Here is a 24399-nt window from a genome sequence, read left to right as displayed (position 1 = left end):
AATTATTTATTTAAATATATTTTAAAATTTAAAAAAATAAAGCAGAAATAAAAGTAATATAATATATAAAATAAATATTGAAAATATATACTAAAAATAAATTATATAAAAATAACTATAAGTAGATTAGAATTTATATGGAATTTATTCTGCATTTGGTCTTTTGCTTATAATTCTAACCTTATTTATTTTTGATTCATCAATAACAACAACATCCCTTATAGCCAAAACTATTTTATATGGTATCAATCTATAACAATCATCGGAAGGAGGAATGGGACTTTGCTCTGATGGTTCTACATCCAATGAAATGATTTTTCCAGTATTTTCATCCATAACTACATCGGTTACAGTTCCTATAATGCTCCCCATATTTCCTACAATGGATTTTCCAACTAATGTTCTAAATGGAATTTTGGTTTTATTCATACTCATAAACTCACCATTATTATTTATTATTATTCCAACAGTATTTTTTCAACAAGGTTTTTATCTTCCAATGTATTTACATTTAATATTGGTTCATCAATTATATATAATTCTTCTTTCTGTTCGCCATATTTTGGACTTAATATATTGATACCTAATGGGATATATCCATCCATCACAATACTTGGATTACTTGGATAAATATCCTTTTTAACAACTACACATAGAGATTCCACATGGGCTTTCTTAGACTTTATAATATGATATTGAGTTATAATTTTATTTATGATTTTTGGTTTAATCGTAGGAATATCGCAGGACAATACCATAAAAGGTTCTGAAAAATAGGGTATGCATTCATTTAAATCATGGATATAATTTAGCCCCGATGTTTTAATTAGGTATATGTTTTTATTGATGTAATATCTTTTATAGCATTTAATATATTCCTCGGTTTTTGGCGTATTTTTTGATACTGCAATATATATATTATTTATATTGGATTCTAAAAGTGCTTCAACAATATAGTCTATCATAGGTCTTCTTAGAATTGGCAAAAGGGGTTTTTCAATATCAGAATTTAGCCTTGTGCCTTTTCCGCCAGCCATTATTAATGCATCCATACTGCCACATTATAATGTTATGATATTGGGATTATGATTATTATATTACAATATTATATTATAATATTATTAATGATATAAATATTCTCAGTAATTATATTCATATATCAATTTAATAAACCAAATAATAAAATGAATGGTAGTAATAATGAAAGGTAATAATGATTAGTTTTGATTGATTAATAATATATTTAATAGATAATGATAATAGATGAATATGAATCCATATATAAAATATATTATTTAAAAAATAAAAATAGTGTGGGTCATAATAATTCGTTTCCATTAACTTTTTAATTTTCATTTATATGGAAACGATTAAATTTGTTAAATATCAGGTGTTGATATTTAAAGAATATACAAAATGACCCGCCCTAAATAAAAAAGAAATAAAAAATAAAAAGGGAAAATCATGGTGTTATTCTCATATATAAATATAATAAATTTGATAATTTTGGTTATATTATTATATTTTGTTTTTAATTTGTCCAATAAAATCGATATACTCACATCCGACAAAACCAGTAAATCAAGCATTACAACCATAAGTCCTAAAATCAGAAAGACCAAAATAGAGATATTAAATGACGAAAAATATTATTATTATGTTCTTAATTTAATATCTTCTGCTAAAAAAGAAATAAATATAATTATGTTCTCGGTATATAAATGTAAAAAAACAGAAGATATATTATATGAGCTCATAAATGCTAGGAAAAGAGGTGTGATGGTTAGGGTTATTCTCGATGGAGAGGTAGAATCTAATAGAACCATAAAACATTTATTGAGTAGCGAGCGAATACCTGTTAAATTAACCGAACGCCAAAGAACCCACAATAAACTTATAATTGTAGATAATGAAACAGTAGTGCTTGGAAGCCATAATTGGACTGATAAAGCACTTTTTGAGAATAGAGAATCTAGTGTCGCCATAATTGACAAAAAAATAGTTAATAAAGAAAAAGATTATTTTGAATTGGTGTGGGGCTCAGTAAAATAGTAAAATAGTAGAATAGTAGCAAGTTATTGCATGGTGATATTGCATGATGGATAATAATATGGAAGATATGGAAAAAATAAGAAATATAAAAAACATAAAAAAAAATTTAAAGGAAAAAAGTTTAAAGGTAAAACCCATTAAAAATGGGACAGTAATAGACCATATAACAAAAGGAAAAGCATTAAAAGTTTATAAGGTTTTGAACCTAAATAATAATCAAACTGTAACTATTGCCATGAATGTATCATCTAAAAAAAATGAAAAAAAGGATATTTTAAAGATAGAAGGAATAGAGCTCTCAAAAGAGGATGTAAATAAGATAAGTCTTATATCTCCAAATGCCACAATAAACATCATAAAGGATGGAGTGGTTGTAAAGAAATTTAAAGTCGAGATTCCTGACGAAATAGAAGGCATATTAAAATGCACAAATCCAAATTGCATAACTCAAACTGAAAATATAATTGGTAAATTTAAAGTTGAGGAAAAGGAACCTCTAAAAATAAGATGCAAATACTGTGAAAAATTCTTAAATGCTATTGAAATATGTAGATGATTGGATAAATTACTAAAAAATCGATAAAACTGAAAAAAAATAATAAAATAAAAAAGAAGTTAAAAAAGGGTAAAAATATAGAATAAATATAAACTGAATAAAAAATTAAAATAAGTATAATAAAATATTGAAAAAATAAAATAATAAAATAAGGTGATATTGTGAAATTACACGAATATGAGGCAAAGGAAATATTTAAAAAATACAAAATACCTGTTCCAGAGGGATTTATAACATCAAATGAAATCGAAAAACTAAATAAACCCGTTGTAATAAAGGCACAGGTTCTTGTAGGTGGAAGAGGGAAAGCAGGAGGGGTTTTATTTGCAGATACTGTGAATGAGGCTAATGAGAAAATTAAAGAATTGTTAAATAAAGATATAAAAGGAGAAAAGGTTGAAAAAGTTCTTGTTGAGGAGAAGCTCCCTATTAAAAAAGAATATTATTTGGGTATAACAATAGATAGAGCAGAGAGAAAGCCAGTAATTATGTTTTCAACAGAAGGTGGTGTAGAAATAGAAGAAATCGCAAAAACAAACCCTGAAAAGATAATAAAATATCATGTTAATCCACTAAATGAATTTTTACCATATATTGCAAGGAATATCCTAAAAGATGCCGATATACCTTCAAGTGAAATCTCCAAGGTTGCAGATATAGTTTATAAATTATACAATGTATTTAAAGATATGGATGGAATGCTTGTGGAGATAAATCCTCTTGTAATAACCGAAGATGGCAGAGCTCTTGCAGCTGATGCAGTTTTAAATGTGGATGATGATGCATATTATAGGCATGATTATACACAATTTGAAGAATTCAATAAAAAAGATAAACTTGAATTTGCCTATGTGGAGCTCGACGGAGATATTGGAGTAATAGGTAACGGTGCAGGTCTTACTCTTGCAAGTATGGATATGATAAAAGAATACGGTGGAAATCCCGCATGTTTCTTGGATATTGGAGGAGGGGCTAATGAAGAAACTGTTAAAAAGGCACTTGAAAAGGTATTGAAAAAGGATGTAAAGGGAATATTCATAAATGTGCTTGCAGGTATTACAAGGTGCGATGAAGTTGCAAGGGGTATCGTTGAAGTATTGAAGAAACATCCAAATGTGAAGTTTGCCGTAAGAATGATGGGAACAAATGAGGAAGAGGGAAGGAGAATATTAACTGAAAACGGTATTCCATTTGAATATTCGATGGAAAAAGCTGCTAAAAAATTGATGGAAATGGTTAATAATTAAGCCATTCATATTCATAAGTTAAAGTTATATATTATATTAAATTTAATTAATATAACCTAATTACATATCGTATTTTTATATTTTATAAATCTATAAATCTATTTTAAAATTAAGTTAAAAATAAATACTATTTGTTATAATCATTTATGAAAAATATATTTAGTTTATAATTTTTATGGTGTAATTTAAATAATTCAATATATGACATAGGTGGAATTTTGAAAAGGAAGGATATAAATAAGGTAATGATATTAGGTTCTGGACCAATTGTAATAGGTCAGGCGGCAGAATTCGATTTTTCAGGTTCTCAAGCATGTAAGTCGTTGAGAGAGGAAGGAATATATACTATTTTGGTAAATTCAAACCCAGCAACAATTCAAACTGATACCAATATTGCAGATAAGGTTTATCTTGAACCACTTCATCCAAAGATTGTGGAGAAAATTATAGAGAAAGAAAGACCTGATGCCATACTTCCAACTATGGGAGGCCAAACTGGATTAAATTTAGCCATGGACCTTCATAGAATGGGAATTTTAGATAAATATGGCGTAGAATTACTTGGTTCAAAAGTAGAAGTTATAGAAACTAGTGAAGATAGGGAACTATTCAACAAAGCAATGGAAGAGATAGGCGAACCTGTAACAAAATCACATGCTGTACATTCGGTTGAAGAGGCATTAAATGCAGTAGCTGAGCTCGGTTATCCTGTGATAGTTAGACCTGCATTTACACTTGGAGGCTCTGGTGGAGGTATTGCCCATAATGAAGAAGAATTAAGAGAAATAACCGAAAAAGGACTTAATTACTCATTAATTAATCAAGTATTGATAGATGAAAGCGTTCTTGGATGGAAAGAATATGAATACGAAGTAATGAGAGATGCAAAAGATAACTGTATCGTTGTATGTAATATGGAAAATATGGACCCTATGGGAATACATACAGGAGAAAGTATCGTTGTAGCTCCATCCCAAACCCTAAGCGACGAAGTGCATCAGAGACTTAGAAATGCAGCATTAAAAATTATAAAGCATTTAAGGATAGAAGGGGGCTGTAATGTCCAGTTTGCAGTAAGTAAAGACATGACTGAATATAGGGTAATCGAGGTAAATCCAAGGGTAAGTAGGAGCTCCGCACTTGCAAGTAAAGCAACAGGATATCCAATTGCCAAGATAGCATCCAAAATAGCCATTGGAATGACCCTTGATGAGATTAAAAACGATGTTACAAAGGAAACACCTGCAAGTTTCGAACCTACATTGGATTATGTCGTTGTAAAGATACCAAGATGGCCATTTGATAAATTTAGAACTGTTGATAAACATTTAGGAACAAGCATGAAATCCACAGGAGAAGTAATGGCAATAGGCAGAACCCTTGAAGAAGCACTTCAAAAGGCTATCAGGAGTTTAGATATTGGAAGATATGGATTAATAGGGGATGGAAAGGATATTAACCATAGTAATGAAACTATTAATAATATATTAAAAAATCCAACAGACGAAAGATTGTTTGTGATTGCCGAAGCACTTGATAAAGGATGGACTGTTTCAGAAATATGCGAATTAACAGGCATTGATGAATTTTTCATTAAGAAAATAAAAAATATTGTTGATACTAAGAAGGAGCTCGAAGTTTTATCTAAATTAATTTAATTAATTTAAAAATTGGTGAAACACTATGATAGAAAACGAAAAACTAAAAGAGGTAATACTTAAAGCAAAAATGCTTGGTTTTTCCGATGTTCAATTGGCTAATTTACTAAATAAAAGTGAAAATGATATTAAGGAATTAAGAAAAAAACTCAATGTATTGCCTGTTTATAAAATGGTAGATACCTGTGCTGCTGAATTTGAAGCAAAAACTCCATATTATTATTCTTGTTATGAAAATTTATTTTACGATGAACAGAATGAAAGTATTCCTTCATCTAAAAAGAAGGTAATAATTTTAGGTTCTGGACCTATAAGAATTGGTCAGGGTGTAGAATTTGACTATTCAACAGTTCATGCTATATTTGCCTTAAAAGAAATGGGTATTGAAGCAATAATAGTAAATAACAACCCAGAAACCGTATCCACAGATTACGATACCTCTGATAAACTTTATTTTGAACCTCTTACTTTTGAGGAAATTATGAATATCGTAGAAAATGAAAAGAAAAATGGTAATCTATTGGGTGTAATTGTTCAGTTTGGAGGACAGACTGCAATAAATCTTGCTATGAAGTTATACAATGCAGGCGTAAATATCCTTGGAACTTCTCCTCAATCTATTGATTTAGCAGAGGATAGAGAGCAGTTCTCCAAAATATTAAAAAAATTGAATATACCTCAGGCTGAGGGGGCTACGGTATATAACGAAAAAGATGCTTTAAAAATTGCTGAAAAAATTGGGTATCCTGTGCTTGTTAGACCTTCCTATGTGCTTGGTGGAAGGGCTATGGAAATCGTATATAATGAGAATGAATTAAAGGATTATATGAAGGAGGCTGTAAAGGTATCCTCTGAGCATCCTATACTTATTGATAAGTTTTTAGATGATGCTGTTGAAATCGATGTGGATGCAGTTTGTGATGGTGAAGATGTGTTTATAGGGGCAATTATGGAACATATCGAAGAGGCTGGAATACACAGTGGAGATAGTGCCTGTGTAATACCTCCTCAAACACTTTCAAAAGAAATTATTAACACCATTGTAGATTACACAACAAAACTTGCAAAAGAATTAGGGGTAGTTGGCTTAATAAACATACAATATGCCATAAAAGACGGAATTGTTTATATTATCGAGGCTAATCCAAGGGCAAGTAGGACTGTTCCATATGTGAGTAAATCTATCGGAGCTCCGCTTGCAAAGATTGCCACAAAAGTTATGCTTGGTCATAAACTTAAAGATATGGGATATACTGGGCTTGCTAAACCAAAATATGTAAGTGTGAAAGAGGCAGTATTTCCATTCCAAAAACTACCCGGTGTGGACCCTGTGCTTAGTCCAGAGATGAAATCAACAGGAGAAGCCATAGGTATTGATAGAGATTTTGGTAAGGCCTATTATAAAGCTCAGTTATCTGCAAATATGGAGCTCCCAACTTCTGGAACTGTATTTATAAGCGTTAAAAATAAGGATAAACAACATATATTGAATATAGCCAAAAAATTTAACGAACTTGGATTTAACATTGTTGCTACAAAGGGCACTGCGGAAGTTATTAGAAATGCAGGATTAAATGTAAAGATTGTTAAAAAGATATCTGAGGGTATGTCTGGAAATATCCTTGAATTAATTCATAAGGGTGAGATAGATTTAATTATAAACACATCCTCAGGAAGTAAGGCAAAATCTGATGGTTATTATATTAGAAGAGCAGCTGTGGAACTTAATATACCATACATTACAACAATCCAAGGAGCATTATCTACAATTAAAGCAATAGAATCGATTAAAAAAGGAGATTTAGGAGTTTATTCATTAAATGAACTCGAAAATTAAATAAATCTATTATTTTATATATTACTTATTTATTTTTAATTATATTATTTATTATTAATATTACATTTATTATTTATTATTACTTTCTATTTTTTATTTTCAAAACCAACTGTTGATAATTTTGCGTATTTTATGTCATTGATACTTTTTAAATTCTCCGTTAATTTAATAATATCCTCCTTTGGACCTTTTAAAACTATTACTCTTAAAAATTCATTATTTACCATATAACTAACTGAGGTCAATATTATATTTCTATATCTATTCTCAATATCTAAAACTTTTTTATGAACATTTAACGGGTATATTAAAGTGATTTCTCCAGCTCTTGAACCTATTTGATGAAGCCATTCATATTTTTTTATATAATCAATTAATGCCTCTCTAATTATTTCAGACCTCGATTTATTTGATTCTTTAATGCATTCCTCCAAATCTTCCAAAAGATTTTTTTGGATAGTCATGGTTATTCTTTCAGCCATATAATCACCAATTTATAATATCGTTAATACTTCTAAAAAGAAATAATCCACATTTTTATGAATACATTTCTAAATAATATTATATTATTACTAAATAAATTAATAGTATTATATATACATTATTATTTTGATAAATTTAATATCCTACCATTTGAGGAAATAATAATATAATGTATAGTAAAATACCAAATAAAATAAATATAAAAAATAAAAAATGATGAATAAACATAAAAATAATAATTAAGATAATAATTAAAATAATAATAATTAAAAATAAATTTTAATTAAGATACATAAATAATAAGGTGTCATCAGGTTATGTTCTTGGTAAATAAAAGGATTTCAATAAAAGAAACACATATTACTTTAAAAACAGACTCAGAAAAATTTATAAAACTTGCAAAAAATACCATTATAAATGAACGAATAAATCTTGAAAATTATATATTAAAGCATCCCGAATTTTTAACAAGCTATGTTCCTATAAGTGTTGGTGTTGATGCACCTAAAATAGTTAAAATAATGGCAAGAGCAGGCGAAAATGCCGATGTTGGTCCTATGGCATCCGTTGCAGGAACTATAAGTCAGATGGTAGTTGAAAATGCTATAAAATATGGATGCAAAAATATAATATCAGAAAATGGTGGGGATATAGCCCTAAGAACTGAAAGAAATATTATAGTTGGATTATATGCTGGAACCTCTTCATTATCTGGTCAGATTGGATTTGAGATAAAAAAAGATAAAGCCTTGAATGGATATGGAATCTGCACATCCTCGGGAACTGTTGGACATTCTGTAAGTCTTGGAAATGCCGATGCAGTGGTGGTTTTTGCAGATGAGAGCAGTATAGCAGATGCCGCAGCTACAAGCATAGGAAACTTTGCCACCGGAGCTCCCGATGAAGCCATTAATAAATGTCTGGAAAAGGCAGAAGATATTGATTATTTAGATGGAGTTTTTGTAGTTGTTGGAGAATATGCAGGCAAAATTGGAAAAATACCTAAACTGGTTAAAACCGATAAAAAAGTTACACTTGGAGAGCTCTTTGAGTTAATGTAATAAAATATGATATTAAAATATATAGTTCTTAAAATATATTTTTTTCCCTGAGCTCAGTCAATATATTGTCATGCACCTCTTCAATAGATTTTCCAGTGGTATTTATTTTGATATAACCATATTTTGGTTCAAATAGTCTTTTTTTAATAATTTCGTAGTATTTAGCTCTTACCTTATTCAGCATTTCTTTATTTTCAAATATCTCTTTATTTTTACCATTCATTCTTTTAAATGATTCTTCAACATCCACATCCAAAAATATTAAAATATCTGGTTTTTTTGCAAATTGGTTAATATTCATAATAAAATTTAAGTCAATACCTTGAATAGCCTGATAAACCATTGAAGAATAAACATACCTATCGCAAACAATATGGGTTTTTTTTAAATGCTGTTCTATATCCACCACATGCTCAACTCTATCTGCTGCAAAAAGTAATGCAAGTGTTTCTTTTTCGCATTTTTTACCACTTAATATATCTCTTATAAGCTTTCCAATATCCCCATTTGTAGGCTCACAGGTATATTTTCCATTTATTTTTTCAGCAAGTAGTTTTGATTGGGTGGTTTTGCCACTACCATCTATGCCCTCGAACACTATAAATTTATTAGCCATCTATTCCACCAAAGAAAAATAATTCATAAAATAAACATATATAGAAAATTAATTTATAAATTAGACAATAATTCAATTTCTTTATCTAAATCTAATTTTCTTACGCTTTTTACTGAGAATTCAAGGTCTTCTAATCTTTTATTCACCAAACCATTAAATATAAATTCTTCACCAAGTAATTTATTTAATATATCTAAATTAGCCCCTTTCAATTTATCCATTGGAGTTTCAGTGATTTTTTCCACAGTTTTACCGAATAATTTACAGGTAATGTTGCCCGTGCCGTCATCTACGGTTAATGTAGCCACTGCAACTTCCCTTGGTTCAACTTCTCCACATTCCTCACAGATATATTTTCCTTCACTTAAAACAGCCCTCTTATTGCAATTTGGACATAAATGTAATATTAAATCCTGTTTTCTATAATCTACCACTGTTCCTCTAATTTCAGCGGTTTCTCCTTCTTCAAGCTCTTTTATAAATTTTCTATTTATTTTTACAGATACACCTTCTGGATTAACAATAATCCTTCCAAATCTACCTATATTTAAATCTACAAATTCCCCGTTATCCTTTGCGTATCCATGAACTATCTTTACAATATCTCCTTCCTTTATATCGAGCTCGGCATCTTTATCCCACAACACCACTCTAATTTTTCCAGTTTCATCCTCTATTATTATATTTCTTACCTTTCCTGTTGTTCCATCGCTTCTTTCAAATTCATTAATGTCGTATATGGTTAATACCCTTCCTACTGTGGTAATGTCGTTTTTTGATTTCTCATCTAAGTTATAAATATCATTTATTTTTATCAGGTTTTCAGTATATTTTGGAGCTCCGATAGAGTCATCTTTTATTATTTGAGAATTGGATTGGGCAGACAATGATATTATTTCGTTCCCTTCAAAATCATTGTAGGATTTAACCTTGCAGTTTGTGATTTTTACAGCATCTCCCTCGGTTATATCATTTAAAGCATTGATATTATTTCCCCAAAATGATATTCTAACACTTCCCGTATTATCCATTAAATAAATCTCTCTAACCTCTACCTCTCTATCGTCAAATTTAACCATCCTTGGATTTGAAATATTGGTAATCCTACCTTTTACATGCACAATGTCATCCTTATATTTTGGGAGCTCCGATATATTTACCTCTGGAACCTCTGCAACTTCGCCTTTATTTAATATATTTAGGGTATTAACATTTATATCAAGTCCCCTTAGTCCTTCCTTTACATAACCTTTTATCTCAACAATATCTCCTTTATTTATCTCAATTTCTGCTAAATCATCCCAAAGAGTGCCCCTTATTGTTCCAGTATCATCTTTTAATATAAATGATTTTACTCTTCCAGTGGTTCCATCTTTTCTTGGAAATTCTCTCTTATCATAGGATGCTATAATTTCCCCCCTTATTGTAGCAGGCATATTTGGTGTGAGCTCGGATATATTATAGCATTCCTTAACAACCGGATATTTGGATTCATCATAATTCTCTATTTTTGTAATAGTTAAATCAGAACCGCTGTTTAATTCAATTTTATTGTTCCATTTTCTTGAAAATGCGTTTGTTATCTCAACAACATCTCCTTTTTTTAGATTATTTACCAAATCTGCTTTATCATTCCACAATGTTAATCTAATAGAACCTGTATTATCTGCAACAATTATACTCCTTACTTTACCTTTTGTACCGTCTTTTCTGCTAAATTCCCTTACATCAGAAATATCCATAATTTTTCCAGTTATTTCAACATTTCTTTGACCTTCGGCTATATCTTTAATAGAAAATCCATATTCTTCGTTATCGTCATAATCCATAGATATACCTAAGTCGTTTGCAATTATTGAAATTGCTGCTTTTTCATCTATCAGTCCTGAGTTTTCCTTTATTATATTATTAATTTTAGTTTCAAGTTCTTTTTCAGACATTTTTGTTAATATTTTTTGTTTTAATTTTTCAATATCCATAATGTCACCGTTTAGTTTGAATTTATGTATTATTATATTATTATACTGTTATATTATTATATTTCGCTTTTAGAACATATTTCCTATTGTATCTTACTAAATACTTAAATAAACTTTATAAATTATTGTAAATATAATCTGTTTTATATATATTCCTTACTACATATTGATAAATATTATATAAAAAAATTATTTAATACATTCTCTTAAAGTGATTTAAGATAGTGATATATAATAAAAAGATATAAAATAATATAAAGAAGATATAAAAATAAATATTAGAAATATAAATAAAAAAAATAAATAAAATAAATAAAATTTAAATGTAATAAAAATTAAAATTAAATTATAATTAAATAAATAATAAAAATGAAAATAATAGCTTATAACTAAAACTAAAATAAGATAATATAAATATGGAATAAAATTAAAAGGATGATGAAAAAATGATTCAAAAATGTATAGTATGTGGAAAAGAATATGATATAGACGATATAAGATATACATGCGAATGTGGAGGATTATTAGAAATTAAATACGACTATGAATCCATAAAAGAAAAGGTATCCAAAGAAAGCCTAAGAAAAAGAGAAATTGGAGTTTGGAGATATTTAGACTATCTTCCAGTAAAAGACCCAAAAAAAATAGTTACGCTTCATGAAGGAGGGACTCCATTATATAAATGTGATAACCTTGCCAAGGAGCTCGGCTTGAAGGAGCTCTATGTGAAAAATGAAGGGGCTAACCCAACAGGTAGTTTTAAAGATAGAGGCATGACAATGGGCGTTACTAGGGCAAACGAATTGGGAGTGAATATTGTTGGATGTGCCTCCACAGGAAATACCTCTGCATCACTTGCAGCATATTCTGCAAGGTCCAATAAAAAATGTATTGTGTTGTTGCCAAGTGGAAATGTTGCACTTGGAAAATTAGCACAGGCTATGTTTTATGGTGCAAAAGTTATCCAAATAAATGGAAATTTTGATGATGCCTTATTGATGGTAAGAAAACTTGCCGAAGAAGGAAAATTGTATTTATTAAACTCGGTAAATCCATTCAGATTGGAAGGGCAGAAAACCATAGGGTTCGAAATTTGTGACCAACTTAATTGGGAAGTTCCCGACAGAGTTATACTTCCAGTAGGAAATGCAGGGAATATAAGTGCAATATGGAAAGGATTTAAAGAATTTAAGGAAACAGGCATAACTGATAAACTTCCAAAAATGACAGGTATTCAAGCCGAAGGTGCAAAGCCAATAGTTGAAGCATTTAAAAAAGGACAGAAAACCATAGTCCCAGAAAAGCATCCTGAAACAATAGCAACCGCCATAAGAATAGGAAATCCTGTAAATTATCCAAAAGCACTCGATGCAATATATTCATCAGGAGGTCTTGCAGAAAGTGTAACTGATGAAGAGATAGTAGAAGCTCAGAAACTTCTTGCAAGAAAAGAAGGAATATTCGTTGAACCGGCATCGGCAGCATCAATAGCAGGACTTATAAAATTAATTGAAATGGATGCTATCGATAGGGATGAAAAAATCGTATGTATTACAACAGGACATGGGTTAAAAGACCCTGATGCTGCAATAAGAGCAAGCGAAAGACCTATTGAAATTGAATGCGATATGGATGTCCTTCACAGTATAATAAACGAAGAATAATATAAAAAATATATGATAAAAATAAAAAATGAATTTATAAAATAAAATATAATATAAAATAATAAAATTAATAAAATAAATTAAAAATTATAATGAAATAAAAATACATAACTGATAAATAAAAATTTGATGGTGGTAATGTGGAAAAAATAATAGAAGGTAAAGCGTGGGTTTTTGGAGATAATGTCGATACAGATGCTATCCTTCCTGCAAGATATTTAATATATACCACAGAAGAAGAACTGGCAAGGTATGCAATGACTGGAATAGACCCAGAATTTCCAGAAAAAGCAAATAAAGGAGATATTATTGTAGGCGGAAAAAATTTTGGTTCTGGAAGTTCAAGAGAACATGCTCCTATGGGATTAAAAGGATTAGGCATATCGTTGGTAATTGCTGAAAGTTTTGCAAGGATATTTTATAGAAACTCCATAAATATCGGTCTTCCACTGTTGGAATGTAAAGACATTACAAAACATGTTAAAGAAGGAGATATTCTAAGAGTAGATATGGACAATGGAACAATAACAAACCTTACAACAGGGGAAGAGTTGAAAGGTCAAAAACTTCCAGATTTTATGATGGAAATTTTAAATGATGGTGGATTAATGCCTCATTTAAAAAAGAAATTATCTGCTAATGAATAACTAATAAATAATTATATAATAATTACTAATTATGGATTGATATGACTAAAAAATAAATAAATGACTAATTTAAGGGTTTATATTTTATATCAATTTTTTATTTTTTATTATTTTTTTTAAATTTTATTTTATGGTGATTTTATTGAAAACTAAAAAAATTAAAACTTATCAAAAGCTTTTTGCTGTTGGGGTGTGTTCAATTTTGTTATTTACAGTTTATTTTTATAGAGACCCTGACAGAACCATACCTAATGGCAATAATCTATGTCTCTCCCCAGCAGATGGAAATATATTGTATATAAAAGAATACAATGGCATTCCGGAGATTTACAAGGATGGGAATAAATACATCTTAAAAGACATCAACAACTATTACAAAAACGGTTCCTATGTTATTGGAATATTTATGTCACCGTTTGATGTGCATGTCAATAGAGCTCCTGTGGGTGGCGAGGTAGTATATACAAAACATATAGATGGTGGATTTTATCCTGCGTTTATGGGGGATTTGACTAAAAAAAATGAGCGAAATATAATTATTATTAAAAATGGTAGCGATTATATCGGTGTTATTCAAGTTGCTGGTATTTTAGCAAGAAGAACGATTTGTAATGTTAATGTTGGGGATTATGTAGCCATGGGTCAGAGGATAGGTCGTATAAATTTAGGCTCCCAAACAGCACTAATACTTCCAAAAGGAAAATACATTCTAAAAGTAAAGAAAAATGAAAGGGTATATGCAGGAAAAACTGTAATAGCAGAGAGAATAAATAACTAAAAAGATTTACAATACTAATAAAGTTAGTAATAAAACCATAATTAAAAATAAAATAAAAAGAATAGTTAAAATAATATAGATAATTCTTTTTTTCCTTTTATTCGTTTAATTTAATGTAATTACCATAATACCTAACTATTTTAGTTAATGGTTATATTTATATATTATAATTAACCCAATATATATTAAAGTTTTTAAGTTTTGGGTGGCACGATGATAAAAATAAAATCAAATGATATATTCAAATCAAAGGTTTTTAAGAGGGAATCGAAATCTTATTTTAATAATGTATTTATAAAAATATTTAAAAAATATAGATTATATCCTGCAAAAGGAGGGAGAGCTTTTGAACATAAAATTAAAAAAGGGGAGATAAATGCGTTAGATTTACCAGATATGAGTTATCCCATGCATATTTTAAATGGAATAATTCCCTCACTAAAAGTTTTAGAGAATATGTGGATAGATAGAGAATTAATAAATAAAGATAATGAAGATAACGACATAAAAATGCTTTTAAAGTGCCTATTAATTGCTTTTACATTTCACGACATAAATAAACTACACAATGAAATTGATTTAAAAATAGCAGTTGAGAAATATTTTAAAGATGATTTAAAGGATTTAGAAATTGAACTAAATGAAGAAGAAAAAGAAATTATAAAATATCTTATATTGGCCACAGAAGAACGAACAAGATTTACAATTTCAGATGAAAAATTACCTGAAAGACGAGGCATTGATAGATTAATAAAAGATGATTTAATTGAAATTATCCATTTAGCAGATTCTATCTCTATTCCAATAAATGAATATGGAGATTTATTAAAAATATGGAAAAAATTAAAAGAGTATGTGGATGTGAATATAATTTATTTTGATGAAACTCCATATGAAGTTTTAGTAAGATTTGTTATTGAGATACTAAGAGAAACTATGGATTGTTATGTTATTTCTCCAAGAGGATTTATTTATAAAGGAAATTTGAAAATAGATGAAAAAATAAAGGAAATAGTAAAGGCAATAGAAAATGTAATAATTAAATATTCATCAGAACTTATCACAATTGACAACCAAAAAGCTCAATTAGATGTTTTTAGATTTGTAAGTCCTACAAAAGAAAATATTGAAAATCTTATCAATGAGCTAATTAGTAAAGAAGAAAATCATAGAAAATTCTTGATATCAAAATTACCTACCGATAAAGAAATTAGGGATGAAATAATAAAAAAATTTGAGGATTTAGTATTAAATAGAGAAAAATTGGAAAGATTCGTATTATTAAAAATGATATTACTAATAAGTAAAAAAGGAGCTTCAAAGGAACTTTTAAAACTAAAAGAAAATTTAAGGAAAAAATATATTCCAAAACATAAGGGGGCTATTACCTATCAAATATTAATAGAAAAAGCTAATGAACAAATTCCAAAAGACGAATTGGGTACTGATTTAATCTTATTGATAACTGAAAGATACAGAAACGAGAAAATAAATTTAGAAGAAATTATTCTGGAATTATTACAATATTCTAATTTAAGAAAAAATATCAATCTGAATTACGAGATAGGTTCAAAAAAGGATATTTGTGCGTTATGTGGTAAAAAAGCTACAACAACGGCTACAGAAAACTTATGTTTTGGATTTAGTTCTCAAGGATTTACTAATAGGGTAGTAGTTTCACTGAAAAATGAAAAAAAATATATTTGTTCTTTATGTTTAGTTGAAATCATTCTAAGAAAATTAATTTTTGGTAAAAATCATAAAAAGAAAGAGATAGGGGAGCTTAAAGCGGTATATATTGACGCTTATGATTACTTTGTTCCAATACTCGATGAAAAATTAACAAAATATGTAGAAGAAATATCTGAGAATTTAGGAAACTTCTTAAAAAAAGATATTGATGGTTATAAAAATTCCATAGTATATGGATTTGGAGTTAAAAGTGAGGAGGAATTAACCCCATTTTTAATGGGCTTTGTAAATATATCAAATCAGATTGATTTTATAAGATTTTATAATAATATATTGAAATTTGTATATAATACAGATTTTAAAATTTATTTAACTTATCCATTTAATCCAGATAGAATAAAAAAATATACTATAACATTTGATTATGCTCCCAAATCATTCAAAAAACTGAAATGGGATGGGGTGAGAATCGATGAAATAGAAAATGTAAAAAAAGAGTTTGATTTGCTATGGAGATTAGGATATACGCTAAAAGGTAGTTCTAAATCTGCAAATATTGTAGTTTCTCTTATTAATGATTATGCCGATAATCCTCTGGCATTTTTTTACTATTTATTCAAATTAGACCATCCGACATCCTTTATAAATAGGGGGGGTATTGAATTAAATCCAGTTTTAAAACGAATTGGCGGTGAAAAAATGAATATTCTAGAAAAACTAGCAAATATAGCTTCCGAAATAGAATGGTCAAGAAAAAGTGCTTCTTCTAAAACTTCCATGATTAGAGAAAGTTTGGAGGTGTTGAAAACTGGCGTAAAAAAAGGATACAGTAAGGAAAATATAAAATCATTAATGGCTGGGATGCTCTATCGAAAATATCCATATTCAAGCAAAAAAGAATTGATAGAGAAATTCTGTGATATATTATACGATGAATTATTTGAGGGCATTTGGAACGGAAAAATCCCTTCTAAAAAGGAACAAAGATATTGGACATATGGATTTGGATTATACTATACTACAAAATCAGATGAAAAAAGAAATGAATATTACTCTAAAAACGAAAACTAATACATTATTGCATATTTATTTCTACATCACATATTATTAAATGTTAAATGTTTGCTTATAACGATTTATATGGTGATAATATGGCAAAAAAGAAAGAAACTGTTGAATTTAACATCCCATACAATAAAGAGATTGTAGATGAGTTTAGAAATAAAATGTATTCTATAATCCCTGAAGAGTATTTCCAAGACAAATTTGATAAAAGAACTCCAAATGTAATAAAAGTAGCTTCCATCAGAGAAACCACAGGATATTTCATAAACCGTTCTACCGAATCAGATGAGGTTATAAGCACATCCATAGGGAATAAAGAACCTGTGGTTATTCCATCAAGAAAGTTAAAATCTAAGGAAAAACTTACAGGATTGATATTATGTAGAAAATACAAAGTAGTTCATCCAGAATTAGAGTATAATTTTATAAAAGAGTCAAAACAACTGGCAAATCCAAATTCAATAATATTTGGTGATTCAGTGACTCAGTCTAATGATTCCACAGGCTTGCCTGCAAGGGCAATATATGAATGGGCTTATTCAATAAGAGATAAAGATGAAATAACAGAAGAACTTACACATAATGCATTAAGTGAAGAAGGAACAATGTGGGATAAAGATAAAGGTTCTCAAAGACAGAGTTTGTATGAAATCCAATATATAAAACCAGGAACATATTTTCCACAGTTTTTAACATTTTATGATATTACCCCAGAGGGTCTTCTTCATGTAATAATATCCCATCTAAAAACCATGAGATACGGAGCTCAGCAAAATGTGATGGATGCAAATATGAAAAATAATATTATAGCCATAGCATTAGATACATTTGAACCTGCTGTATCTTCCTATTTAATATCTAAGGACTATACAGGAGAAATTAATTTTGAAAATATTAAAAACTTTGTTATTAATAAATTAAAAGAAAATTCATCGATAGTTATTGAAAATGAAAAATTAAAAGAGTTTAATTCCTTAATAAACGAATATTTAAATGATGACGAAAAACTTAGGCAACTATATTTAAAAATGTTAGATGACAGTTTAAATTACATGACAATGTGCAAAATATTGAAAGAAAAAGAAGTGGAGAAATTAGTAAATGAATTAGGTGTCTAATATGCTTAAACACTATAAAATAACTCTCTTATCTCCATTATTTTCATACAATAGGACCGAGGGAGGTGTGGCATCTACTGAGCCATTCATAGGGGATATTGCATTGGATTATGCATTAAATTTCAATTTAGCCATGAAACGAGAATACACCTATCAGATGAAAGATAAACCAAACTACGAAGAAATAAAAGAGTTTGGTTTTTTTTGGACTATTGGACGACCAATATTAGTTGAAAAAACACCAATATATGCTAGAAAGACATCTGAAATTTCCGATTACATGGTTAGAAAAAATATCATTGAGAAGATGGGAAAAGGTCTGTTTAAAAATTATTTTCATATTCAGGGAATTAAAGGGGGCTCGATATTTGAAGCGTCATTATGGATAAATGATAAGTCCATTAATCTTCCAAAAAAAATTCACACTAAGAATAGGAACGGGTAGGGAATGTTTGATACTGTTGGAAGAGAAAAATCATCATGAATCGGAGCTCTGGTTAAATCTGTATACCATCAAAAAAATATTTGGAAAAGATATAAAATTGAAGGAAAATCAAATTATAAAATATATACTTTCCAATTATATATTAATTACCAACTGTAATGATAATGATATTTTAGAATTATTTTCTTAATTTTTTTATATTCATAATTTATTTACTCGGTCGTGATATATTATGGAGCACTTAAACATTAGGATTTCTAAAAAATCCCTCCCTCTTGGAAATAAAACAATAGATAGATACAACATAAACCTTCACAAGTTTCAAGAAATTTTTTATTCTGATATTGCTGAATTAAACAATGTAAATTTTATAGTAGCTCCCACTGGAGCAGGCAAAACCTTTTCTTTTTCATTTCCAATTAGTTATGCTGAGGATAATAACTTTTTTACAAAACCGAGGGGATTAATCGTAGTACCCACAAATGCCTTGGTAAAGGATATTGAGAAGACTTTTAAAAATTTGGGGATAAAAACAGCAATATTAACTGGAAATTCGTTAATAAAAAAAGGTAGGAAAAGAGGGGAAGAATTAATTGAAACTACAAAAGATAATGAAATTATTATAACAAATCCAGATATAATAAATTACCTATTGCATAGCGGATACCACAGATTTGGGCATGTTAAAAATTTCTCAGATTGGATTGAATTTTTTAATAAATTTGATTATATTATTTTTGATGAATACCATTTATACGACGAGGAACAACTTGGAACAATATTAATTTTATTTTTATCTTTATGGAATTATTTTAAAAAGATAAAATGGTTTTTTGTTTCTGCCACTCCTGAGGAAAACTTAATAGAGCTCTTCAAAGAACATTCCATCATACCAAATATAGTTACACAGCCATTGGATAACAATAGTGATGGAAGAATAATTCAAGGAGAGATGAATATTGAATTTATTAAAATCTCAAAAAATATTGAAAGAAGTTTATTTGGATATTTGGTAACCAATAAAAGGCTAAATTATAATGTAAAAACAGAAATAATGTCTTCATTATCAAAAAATGAAAAGGTTTTGATAATATTCAATTCTTTAAGGGATGCTATGAACTTTAAATATATACTTAAAAAGGAATTAAAGGAAGAAAATGTCAAGGTATGGATAGACACAGGATTACAAACAAAAGAAAAAAGGGACAATAATAATTATAACCAAATAAATGCCGCCGATATTATAATTACAACTTCAAAGTCAGAGGTTGGTGTAAATTATCCTGTGTCATTATGTTATATGGATTCTGGGATGTATTTTAGAAATTTTATGCAGAGGATTGGGAGAGTTGGGAGAGGTAAAGAAAAATGTAAGATATACTGCACCATAACTCCAAGGGTGTATAATAATTTAACAAAAAATATTGATAATGTAAAAAAATATTATAAGATAAATTATTACGATTTTGTGGATTTAATGAAAAATGTCTTTGAAGATAGGGAATTTAAAAAAGACAAAATCCCTAAATTTTGCGGTGCCATATTATGGAGTATTATAAACTCGATGGAGGAGTATTTATATAAACCATCATACAATAGGAGGAAAATTTTAAACGATTTAACTAATAAATTTCAATACTATTGGGTATTTTATTACTTAAATAAAAAGATGAAAGCTATTAAAGATGATATCGATGAAGATATCGTTGATAAAGATGTGGGAGACAATCTATTGAAATGGTGGAAAACCATAAAAAATTCATTTAAAAGATTTAGAAATGACAGCATAATTTGGAAAGTAATCTATGATAGTAAAAAGGAAACAGAATATGATTTAATGTGGTTATTGAATAATGCATTTGTTAAAATAGATAAAGAAACTAAAACTATTTTTATTGAGGATTTTAGGGATAAACGGAAAAATGTAGTTGTTGGTATTGATACATATTCGTTATTAGAAGATGCCATGGGTGTAACTACCATTGGTGGAAAAAATAAATCTGAATGGTTTAAGTTTATATATTCTGATTATATAGGCGACATATTTATGGAAAAATTTGAGATTTGGAAAATTCATGCAAGAAAATATTTTAATGATAGGAAATTTTTTGAGAATTTAACAAAAAATATTGAAATGTTATCACCCATATATTCTAAGAAAAGGATTGAAATATATGATTTAAAAGTTAATTTAACGGAGATATTTGATGATGATATTCTTTAAGGGATATTATGGACTTAATAAACTCATTTAAGGAATTAAAAATCAGAGGAGCTCAGATAAATTACTACTTCATATGCAAAACAAAACTTTATCTTTTTTCAAAAAATATTCAGATGGAAAAAGAGAGCGACATTGTAGAGCTCGGTAATATTATCCATAGGAGCTCCTACAAAAATGAAAGAAAAGAGGTAATTATCAACAGCATAGCCATAGATTTTATAAGAAATAGTGAGGGGATTTTAGAAGTTCATGAGGTTAAAAAATCCGATAGAATGAAAAAGGCAGATATATATCAGCTTTTATATTATCTGTATTATCTAAAAAAATTAGGTATAGAAGCCATCGGAATTCTAAATTATCCATCAAAACATAAGGTAGAAAAAATAATATTAACTAAAAAGGATGAAAAAGAATTGATGAAAATTATCGAAGATATTGAGAACATAATACACCAAGATAAACCTATAAAACCTGAGAGAAAGAGTTATTGTAAAAAATGTGCCTATTATGAATTTTGTTTTTCATAACGGGGGAGGAATATGAAATCAAATAAATATATTACAACAGATGGAAAACTTGTAAGAAAAGAAAATACCATATATTTTATAGATAAAAATGGGAAAAAAACACCGATTCCCGTTGAAAAAATATATGCTATTTACAGTTATGGTGCAGTTTCATATACTTCAAAGGTTGTCGAACTATTGGCAAAATACAGTGTTCCAATTCATTATTTTAATAGAAATGGTTGGTATGTTGGGAGTTTCTATCCAAAGGGGGAGCGATTTTCTGGAAATGTGGTGGTGCATCAGTCAAGTCATTATTTGGATAAATATAAAAGAAACTACATTGCAAAGAAATTCGTTGAAGGCAGTGCTAAAAATATTTATCGGAATTTAGCAAGATATAAGATTGATTTTCCAATAGAAGACATAATGAAAAGACTAAATAATTCAAATAATATAACCGACATAATGTCTGTTGAGGCTTTGATGAGGAATGAATACTACGGAAATTTTGATAAGATAATAAATCACTTTCAATTTGAAAAAAGAAGCAGAAGACCACCACACAACGAGTTAAACGCCTTAATCAGTTTTGGAAACTCCCTTTTATATGCCACGGTAATTACTGAAATATTCAATACCTATTTGCATCCAACAATATCCTACCTTCACGAGCCTTCGGATAGAAGGTATTCACTTGCTCTTGATATTGCCGATGTTTTTAAACCGTTGTTGGTGGATAGGTTAATATTTAATTTGATAAATAAAAAAATAATGCAAGAAGAGCATTTTGAGAAGGATTTAAATTACTGTCTATTGAATGAAGATGGGAAGAGAATATTTTTAAATTATTATAAAAAACAGCTTGAAAATACCATAAAACATAGAAAACTAAACAGAAAAGTATCTTATCAAAGATTAATAAGGTTGGAATGCTACAAACTTCAAAAACATATTTTAGGAATGGAAAAATACGAACCTTTTATAATTTGGTGGTGATGATTATATATGTATGTGATAATCGTTTATGATGTAGGGGTTGAGAGGGTAAATAAAATAAAGAAATTTTTAAGGGTTTGGTTGAATTGGGTTCAAAATAGTGTATTTGAAGGAGAATTAACAGAATCAGAATATATAAAAGTGGAGCAAGGTATTAATAATATAATAGATAAAAAACTTGACAGCGTAATAATATTTAAATTAAAAGATAGAAAATTTATAGATAGAAATATTATAGGGATTGATAAGAATATTCAATCCGATATATTATAAAATAAAAAGAGGGGAAGTGTAAGTATGAGGATAAAGTTAGAGCTCCGAACTGAAAAAGAAAAACTAATTCCATTCAATTATCAGTATCATTTGGCATCTGCGATATATGATGTGCTTCATAATTTTAATCCAGAATATTCTAAGAAACTTCATGATTATGACAGATATAAATTTTTCACATTTTCGAGGTTGGATATAGCAAGAAGAAAGCTAAATAAAGATAACGGGATAATTACAAAAGATGGGCGGGCATATTTACATATATCTTCACCAGATGATGAATTTATGAAAAATTTTATTGATGGATTATTCAATTGCTATGGCGAGCTCGATGTTGGAGGTATTAAATTCATGCCATATACATTAACCATTGAAAAAATTCCTGAGGAATTTAACATGTTAAAAACAATATCTCCTGTATATTTAAGAATGGGAAACAAAGAAAATGATAAAATAATAGATATCCTTCCCGATGATAGTAGGTTTTACGAATACTTTAAAAATAACCTAATAAACAAGTATGAAAGATTCTACGGCAAATGCGATTATGATTTTGATTTTGAAATAAGGGCATTTAAAAAGAAAAGGGTTGAATTAAAAGGTATATATCATAGATGTTCGGAGCTCGTGTTTAAAGTTGAAGGAGACTATGAATTAATTAAGTTTGGTTATGAATGCGGATTTGGTGAGAAAAATTCAATGGGCTTTGGAATATGTAAAGTATAAATCCTTACTAATTTTACTTATTTTTTTATTATATTGCTTATATAATTTTTATTTTTTTAAATCTCTTTAAATTATTCGTCGTAAATCACTAAAATTTTTAGTATAATTAATATATTTATATAAATAAAATTATAGAGATTTTTAAGAGATTTTTTATATATTATGTTGTTTTCATCTGTTCCTTGTAAATTTTTTAGATTTTAAAAAAATATCAATTTAATATCTTTTATATTCCTAAATATCTCCAAATCATCCGTCGTAAATCACCACCAAAACTATATAAATAACAAAAATCAATGTGATTCGAGATGCAAGGTTTATATAGGGGTAATGCAAAGGTATTTTATAGAAAATAAGAAAATTTTTGAACTGTTAAAATCAGACCATTGATGGATGGAAATTATTCTTCGCATTCTTCAGGGTTTATATTTCTATTAGTTAAAATCAGACCATTGATGGATGGAAATCTATATGTGTAATGGTGGTGGTTGTGGTAACCCCCGGTTAAAATCAGACCATTGATGGATGGAAATAAGATGATGATAGCGGCTAATATAATAGGGATGATTGTTAAAATCAGACCATTGATGGATGGAAATTAAAAGAAAAACTGTAAAACCAACAACCCCTAAAAATGTTAAAATCAGACCATTGATGGATGGAAATTGGAGTAATGGTATGCCCCACCTGGACATTCCAATATCTCTTCCGTTAAAATCAGACCATTGATGGATGGAAATAATTCACCAATATATTAGATACGTATGAGGTGA

23 protein-coding genes and 1 CRISPR repeat array (1 of these 24 cut by a window edge) are annotated in these 24399 nt (G+C 28.5%); of the genes, 18 read left to right on the top strand and 5 right to left on the bottom strand.

Features of this window, described 5'->3' with window-relative positions; translation table 11 throughout:
• Positions 1–144: 144 nt before the first annotated feature.
• On the bottom strand, positions 145–429 hold the full coding sequence (locus METOK_RS00655; protein WP_013866315.1) for a PRC-barrel domain-containing protein: 285 nt from the start codon (positions 427–429) through the stop codon (positions 145–147).
• A 29-nt stretch (positions 430–458) separates the two neighbouring features.
• Complete coding sequence (cobY, locus tag METOK_RS00650) at positions 459–1052, bottom strand: adenosylcobinamide-phosphate guanylyltransferase (protein WP_048057814.1); 594 nt, start codon at positions 1050–1052, stop codon at positions 459–461.
• 412 nt (positions 1053–1464) lie between these two features.
• On the opposite strand from cobY, the gene METOK_RS00645 reads away from it, so the two are divergent.
• The 5 genes from METOK_RS00645 to carB (METOK_RS08935) all read left to right on the top strand — a co-directional run bounded on the left by METOK_RS00645 (position 1465) and on the right by carB (METOK_RS08935) (position 7350).
• Positions 1465–2052, top strand: a complete 588-nt coding sequence (locus tag METOK_RS00645; protein WP_013866313.1) for a phospholipase D-like domain-containing protein — start codon at positions 1465–1467, stop codon at positions 2050–2052.
• Positions 2053–2119: 67 nt separating this feature from the next.
• Positions 2120–2608 carry an aspartate carbamoyltransferase regulatory subunit gene (pyrI, locus tag METOK_RS00640; protein WP_048057981.1) on the top strand — a complete coding sequence of 163 codons (489 nt, stop codon included), beginning with the start codon at positions 2120–2122 and terminating at the stop codon, positions 2606–2608.
• A gap of 161 nt (positions 2609–2769) precedes the next feature.
• Positions 2770–3855 carry an ADP-forming succinate--CoA ligase subunit beta gene (gene sucC, locus METOK_RS00635; RefSeq protein WP_013866311.1) on the top strand — a complete coding sequence of 362 codons (1086 nt, stop codon included), beginning with the start codon at positions 2770–2772 and terminating at the stop codon, positions 3853–3855.
• A 218-nt stretch (positions 3856–4073) separates the two neighbouring features.
• The gene (gene carB / locus METOK_RS08940) at positions 4074–5513 is read left to right on the top strand and encodes a carbamoyl-phosphate synthase large subunit (RefSeq protein ID WP_013866310.1); all 1440 of its coding nucleotides are present in this window, start codon (positions 4074–4076) and stop codon (positions 5511–5513) included.
• Positions 5514–5538: 25 nt separating this feature from the next.
• The gene (gene carB, locus METOK_RS08935; protein ID WP_013866309.1) at positions 5539–7350 is read left to right on the top strand and encodes a carbamoyl-phosphate synthase large subunit; all 1812 of its coding nucleotides are present in this window, start codon (positions 5539–5541) and stop codon (positions 7348–7350) included.
• Between the two features lie 86 nt (positions 7351–7436).
• On the opposite strand, the gene METOK_RS00620 is transcribed toward carB (METOK_RS08935), so the two are convergent.
• Positions 7437–7832, bottom strand: a complete 396-nt coding sequence (locus tag METOK_RS00620; protein ID WP_013866308.1) for a CopG family ribbon-helix-helix protein — start codon at positions 7830–7832, stop codon at positions 7437–7439.
• Between the two features lie 318 nt (positions 7833–8150).
• On the opposite strand from METOK_RS00620, the gene METOK_RS00615 reads away from it, so the two are divergent.
• On the top strand, positions 8151–8894 hold the full coding sequence (locus METOK_RS00615; RefSeq protein WP_013866307.1) for a UPF0280 family protein: 744 nt from the start codon (positions 8151–8153) through the stop codon (positions 8892–8894).
• A 28-nt stretch (positions 8895–8922) separates the two neighbouring features.
• On the opposite strand, the gene tmk is transcribed toward METOK_RS00615, so the two are convergent.
• Together tmk and METOK_RS00605 are read right to left on the bottom strand one after the other, a co-directional pair.
• Positions 8923–9510, bottom strand: a complete 588-nt coding sequence (gene tmk / locus METOK_RS00610) for a dTMP kinase (RefSeq protein ID WP_013866306.1) — start codon at positions 9508–9510, stop codon at positions 8923–8925.
• A gap of 53 nt (positions 9511–9563) precedes the next feature.
• Complete coding sequence (locus METOK_RS00605; protein WP_013866305.1) at positions 9564–11489, bottom strand: OB-fold nucleic acid binding domain-containing protein; 1926 nt, start codon at positions 11487–11489, stop codon at positions 9564–9566.
• A 446-nt stretch (positions 11490–11935) separates the two neighbouring features.
• Between METOK_RS00605 and thrC the strand changes: the two genes are divergently transcribed.
• The 12 genes from thrC (at position 11936) to cas6 (ending at position 23626) form a co-directional block, all read left to right on the top strand.
• Positions 11936–13153 carry a threonine synthase gene (gene thrC, locus METOK_RS00600; protein ID WP_013866304.1) on the top strand — a complete coding sequence of 406 codons (1218 nt, stop codon included), beginning with the start codon at positions 11936–11938 and terminating at the stop codon, positions 13151–13153.
• A 140-nt stretch (positions 13154–13293) separates the two neighbouring features.
• Positions 13294–13800 carry a 3-isopropylmalate dehydratase small subunit gene (locus tag METOK_RS00595; protein ID WP_013866303.1) on the top strand — a complete coding sequence of 169 codons (507 nt, stop codon included), beginning with the start codon at positions 13294–13296 and terminating at the stop codon, positions 13798–13800.
• Between the two features lie 130 nt (positions 13801–13930).
• Positions 13931–14578, top strand: coding sequence for an archaetidylserine decarboxylase (locus METOK_RS00590; protein WP_013866302.1), 648 nt, complete (start codon positions 13931–13933; stop codon positions 14576–14578).
• A gap of 213 nt (positions 14579–14791) precedes the next feature.
• Positions 14792–17341 (top strand): hypothetical protein, encoded by a 2550-nt coding sequence (locus tag METOK_RS00585; RefSeq protein WP_013866301.1) that lies wholly within the window; start codon positions 14792–14794, stop codon positions 17339–17341.
• Between the two features lie 80 nt (positions 17342–17421).
• Entirely contained in the window at positions 17422–18453 is a 1032-nt protein-coding gene (gene cas7d, locus METOK_RS00580; RefSeq protein ID WP_157198854.1) for a type I-D CRISPR-associated protein Cas7/Csc2, read from the top strand.
• Position 18454: 1 nt separating this feature from the next.
• Positions 18455–18898 carry a type I-D CRISPR-associated protein Cas5/Csc1 gene (gene cas5d, locus METOK_RS00575; protein ID WP_013866299.1) on the top strand — a complete coding sequence of 148 codons (444 nt, stop codon included), beginning with the start codon at positions 18455–18457 and terminating at the stop codon, positions 18896–18898.
• Between the two features lie 7 nt (positions 18899–18905).
• Positions 18906–19088, top strand: coding sequence for a hypothetical protein (locus METOK_RS08775; protein ID WP_232210817.1), 183 nt, complete (start codon positions 18906–18908; stop codon positions 19086–19088).
• A gap of 42 nt (positions 19089–19130) precedes the next feature.
• Entirely contained in the window at positions 19131–21122 is a 1992-nt protein-coding gene (cas3, locus tag METOK_RS00570) for a type I-D CRISPR-associated helicase Cas3' (protein WP_013866298.1), read from the top strand.
• 8 nt (positions 21123–21130) lie between these two features.
• Positions 21131–21649: a CRISPR-associated protein Cas4 gene (gene cas4, locus METOK_RS00565; protein WP_013866297.1), complete on the top strand. Its 519-nt coding sequence runs from the start codon at positions 21131–21133 to the stop codon at positions 21647–21649.
• A 12-nt stretch (positions 21650–21661) separates the two neighbouring features.
• Positions 21662–22627, top strand: coding sequence for a type I-B CRISPR-associated endonuclease Cas1b (gene cas1b / locus METOK_RS00560; protein WP_013866296.1), 966 nt, complete (start codon positions 21662–21664; stop codon positions 22625–22627).
• 9 nt (positions 22628–22636) lie between these two features.
• Positions 22637–22900: a CRISPR-associated endonuclease Cas2 gene (cas2, locus tag METOK_RS00555; protein ID WP_013866295.1), complete on the top strand. Its 264-nt coding sequence runs from the start codon at positions 22637–22639 to the stop codon at positions 22898–22900.
• A gap of 24 nt (positions 22901–22924) precedes the next feature.
• Positions 22925–23626 carry a CRISPR-associated endoribonuclease Cas6 gene (cas6, locus tag METOK_RS00550; RefSeq protein ID WP_013866294.1) on the top strand — a complete coding sequence of 234 codons (702 nt, stop codon included), beginning with the start codon at positions 22925–22927 and terminating at the stop codon, positions 23624–23626.
• 371 nt (positions 23627–23997) lie between these two features.
• A CRISPR array of direct repeats spans positions 23998–24399; the repeat unit is 30 nt; unit sequence GTTAAAATCAGACCATTGATGGATGGAAAT (it continues 1234 nt past the right edge of the window).

Origin of the sequence: Methanothermococcus okinawensis IH1 (genome assembly GCF_000179575.2) — an archaeon.
GTDB classification, from domain to species: Archaea; AGJL01; Methanococci; order Methanococcales; family Methanococcaceae; genus Methanofervidicoccus; species Methanofervidicoccus okinawensis.
This window is presented reverse-complemented; position numbering and strand designations above follow the sequence as displayed.

Excerpts from the sequence above, each read along its gene's own strand:
- METOK_RS00655 (WP_013866315.1), bottom strand. The coding sequence starts at position 429 with ATGAATAAAACCAAAATTCCATTTAGAACATTAGTTGGAAAATCCATT.
- cobY (WP_048057814.1), bottom strand. The coding sequence starts at position 1,052 with ATGGATGCATTAATAATGGCTGGCGGAAAAGGCACAAGGCTAAATTCT.
- METOK_RS00645 (WP_013866313.1), top strand. The coding sequence starts at position 1,465 with ATGGTGTTATTCTCATATATAAATATAATAAATTTGATAATTTTGGTT.
- pyrI (WP_048057981.1), top strand. The coding sequence starts at position 2,120 with ATGGAAAAAATAAGAAATATAAAAAACATAAAAAAAAATTTAAAGGAA.
- carB (WP_013866309.1), top strand. The coding sequence starts at position 5,539 with ATGATAGAAAACGAAAAACTAAAAGAGGTAATACTTAAAGCAAAAATG.
- METOK_RS00620 (WP_013866308.1), bottom strand. The coding sequence starts at position 7,832 with ATGGCTGAAAGAATAACCATGACTATCCAAAAAAATCTTTTGGAAGAT.
- METOK_RS00615 (WP_013866307.1), top strand. The coding sequence starts at position 8,151 with ATGTTCTTGGTAAATAAAAGGATTTCAATAAAAGAAACACATATTACT.
- tmk (WP_013866306.1), bottom strand. The coding sequence starts at position 9,510 with ATGGCTAATAAATTTATAGTGTTCGAGGGCATAGATGGTAGTGGCAAA.
- METOK_RS00605 (WP_013866305.1), bottom strand. The coding sequence starts at position 11,489 with ATGGATATTGAAAAATTAAAACAAAAAATATTAACAAAAATGTCTGAA.
- thrC (WP_013866304.1), top strand. The coding sequence starts at position 11,936 with ATGATTCAAAAATGTATAGTATGTGGAAAAGAATATGATATAGACGAT.
- METOK_RS00590 (WP_013866302.1), top strand. The coding sequence starts at position 13,931 with ATGGTGATTTTATTGAAAACTAAAAAAATTAAAACTTATCAAAAGCTT.
- METOK_RS00585 (WP_013866301.1), top strand. The coding sequence starts at position 14,792 with ATGATAAAAATAAAATCAAATGATATATTCAAATCAAAGGTTTTTAAG.
- cas7d (WP_157198854.1), top strand. The coding sequence starts at position 17,422 with ATGGCAAAAAAGAAAGAAACTGTTGAATTTAACATCCCATACAATAAA.
- cas5d (WP_013866299.1), top strand. The coding sequence starts at position 18,455 with ATGCTTAAACACTATAAAATAACTCTCTTATCTCCATTATTTTCATAC.
- cas3 (WP_013866298.1), top strand. The coding sequence starts at position 19,131 with ATGGAGCACTTAAACATTAGGATTTCTAAAAAATCCCTCCCTCTTGGA.
- cas4 (WP_013866297.1), top strand. The coding sequence starts at position 21,131 with ATGGACTTAATAAACTCATTTAAGGAATTAAAAATCAGAGGAGCTCAG.
- cas1b (WP_013866296.1), top strand. The coding sequence starts at position 21,662 with ATGAAATCAAATAAATATATTACAACAGATGGAAAACTTGTAAGAAAA.
- cas2 (WP_013866295.1), top strand. The coding sequence starts at position 22,637 with ATGTATGTGATAATCGTTTATGATGTAGGGGTTGAGAGGGTAAATAAA.
- cas6 (WP_013866294.1), top strand. The coding sequence starts at position 22,925 with ATGAGGATAAAGTTAGAGCTCCGAACTGAAAAAGAAAAACTAATTCCA.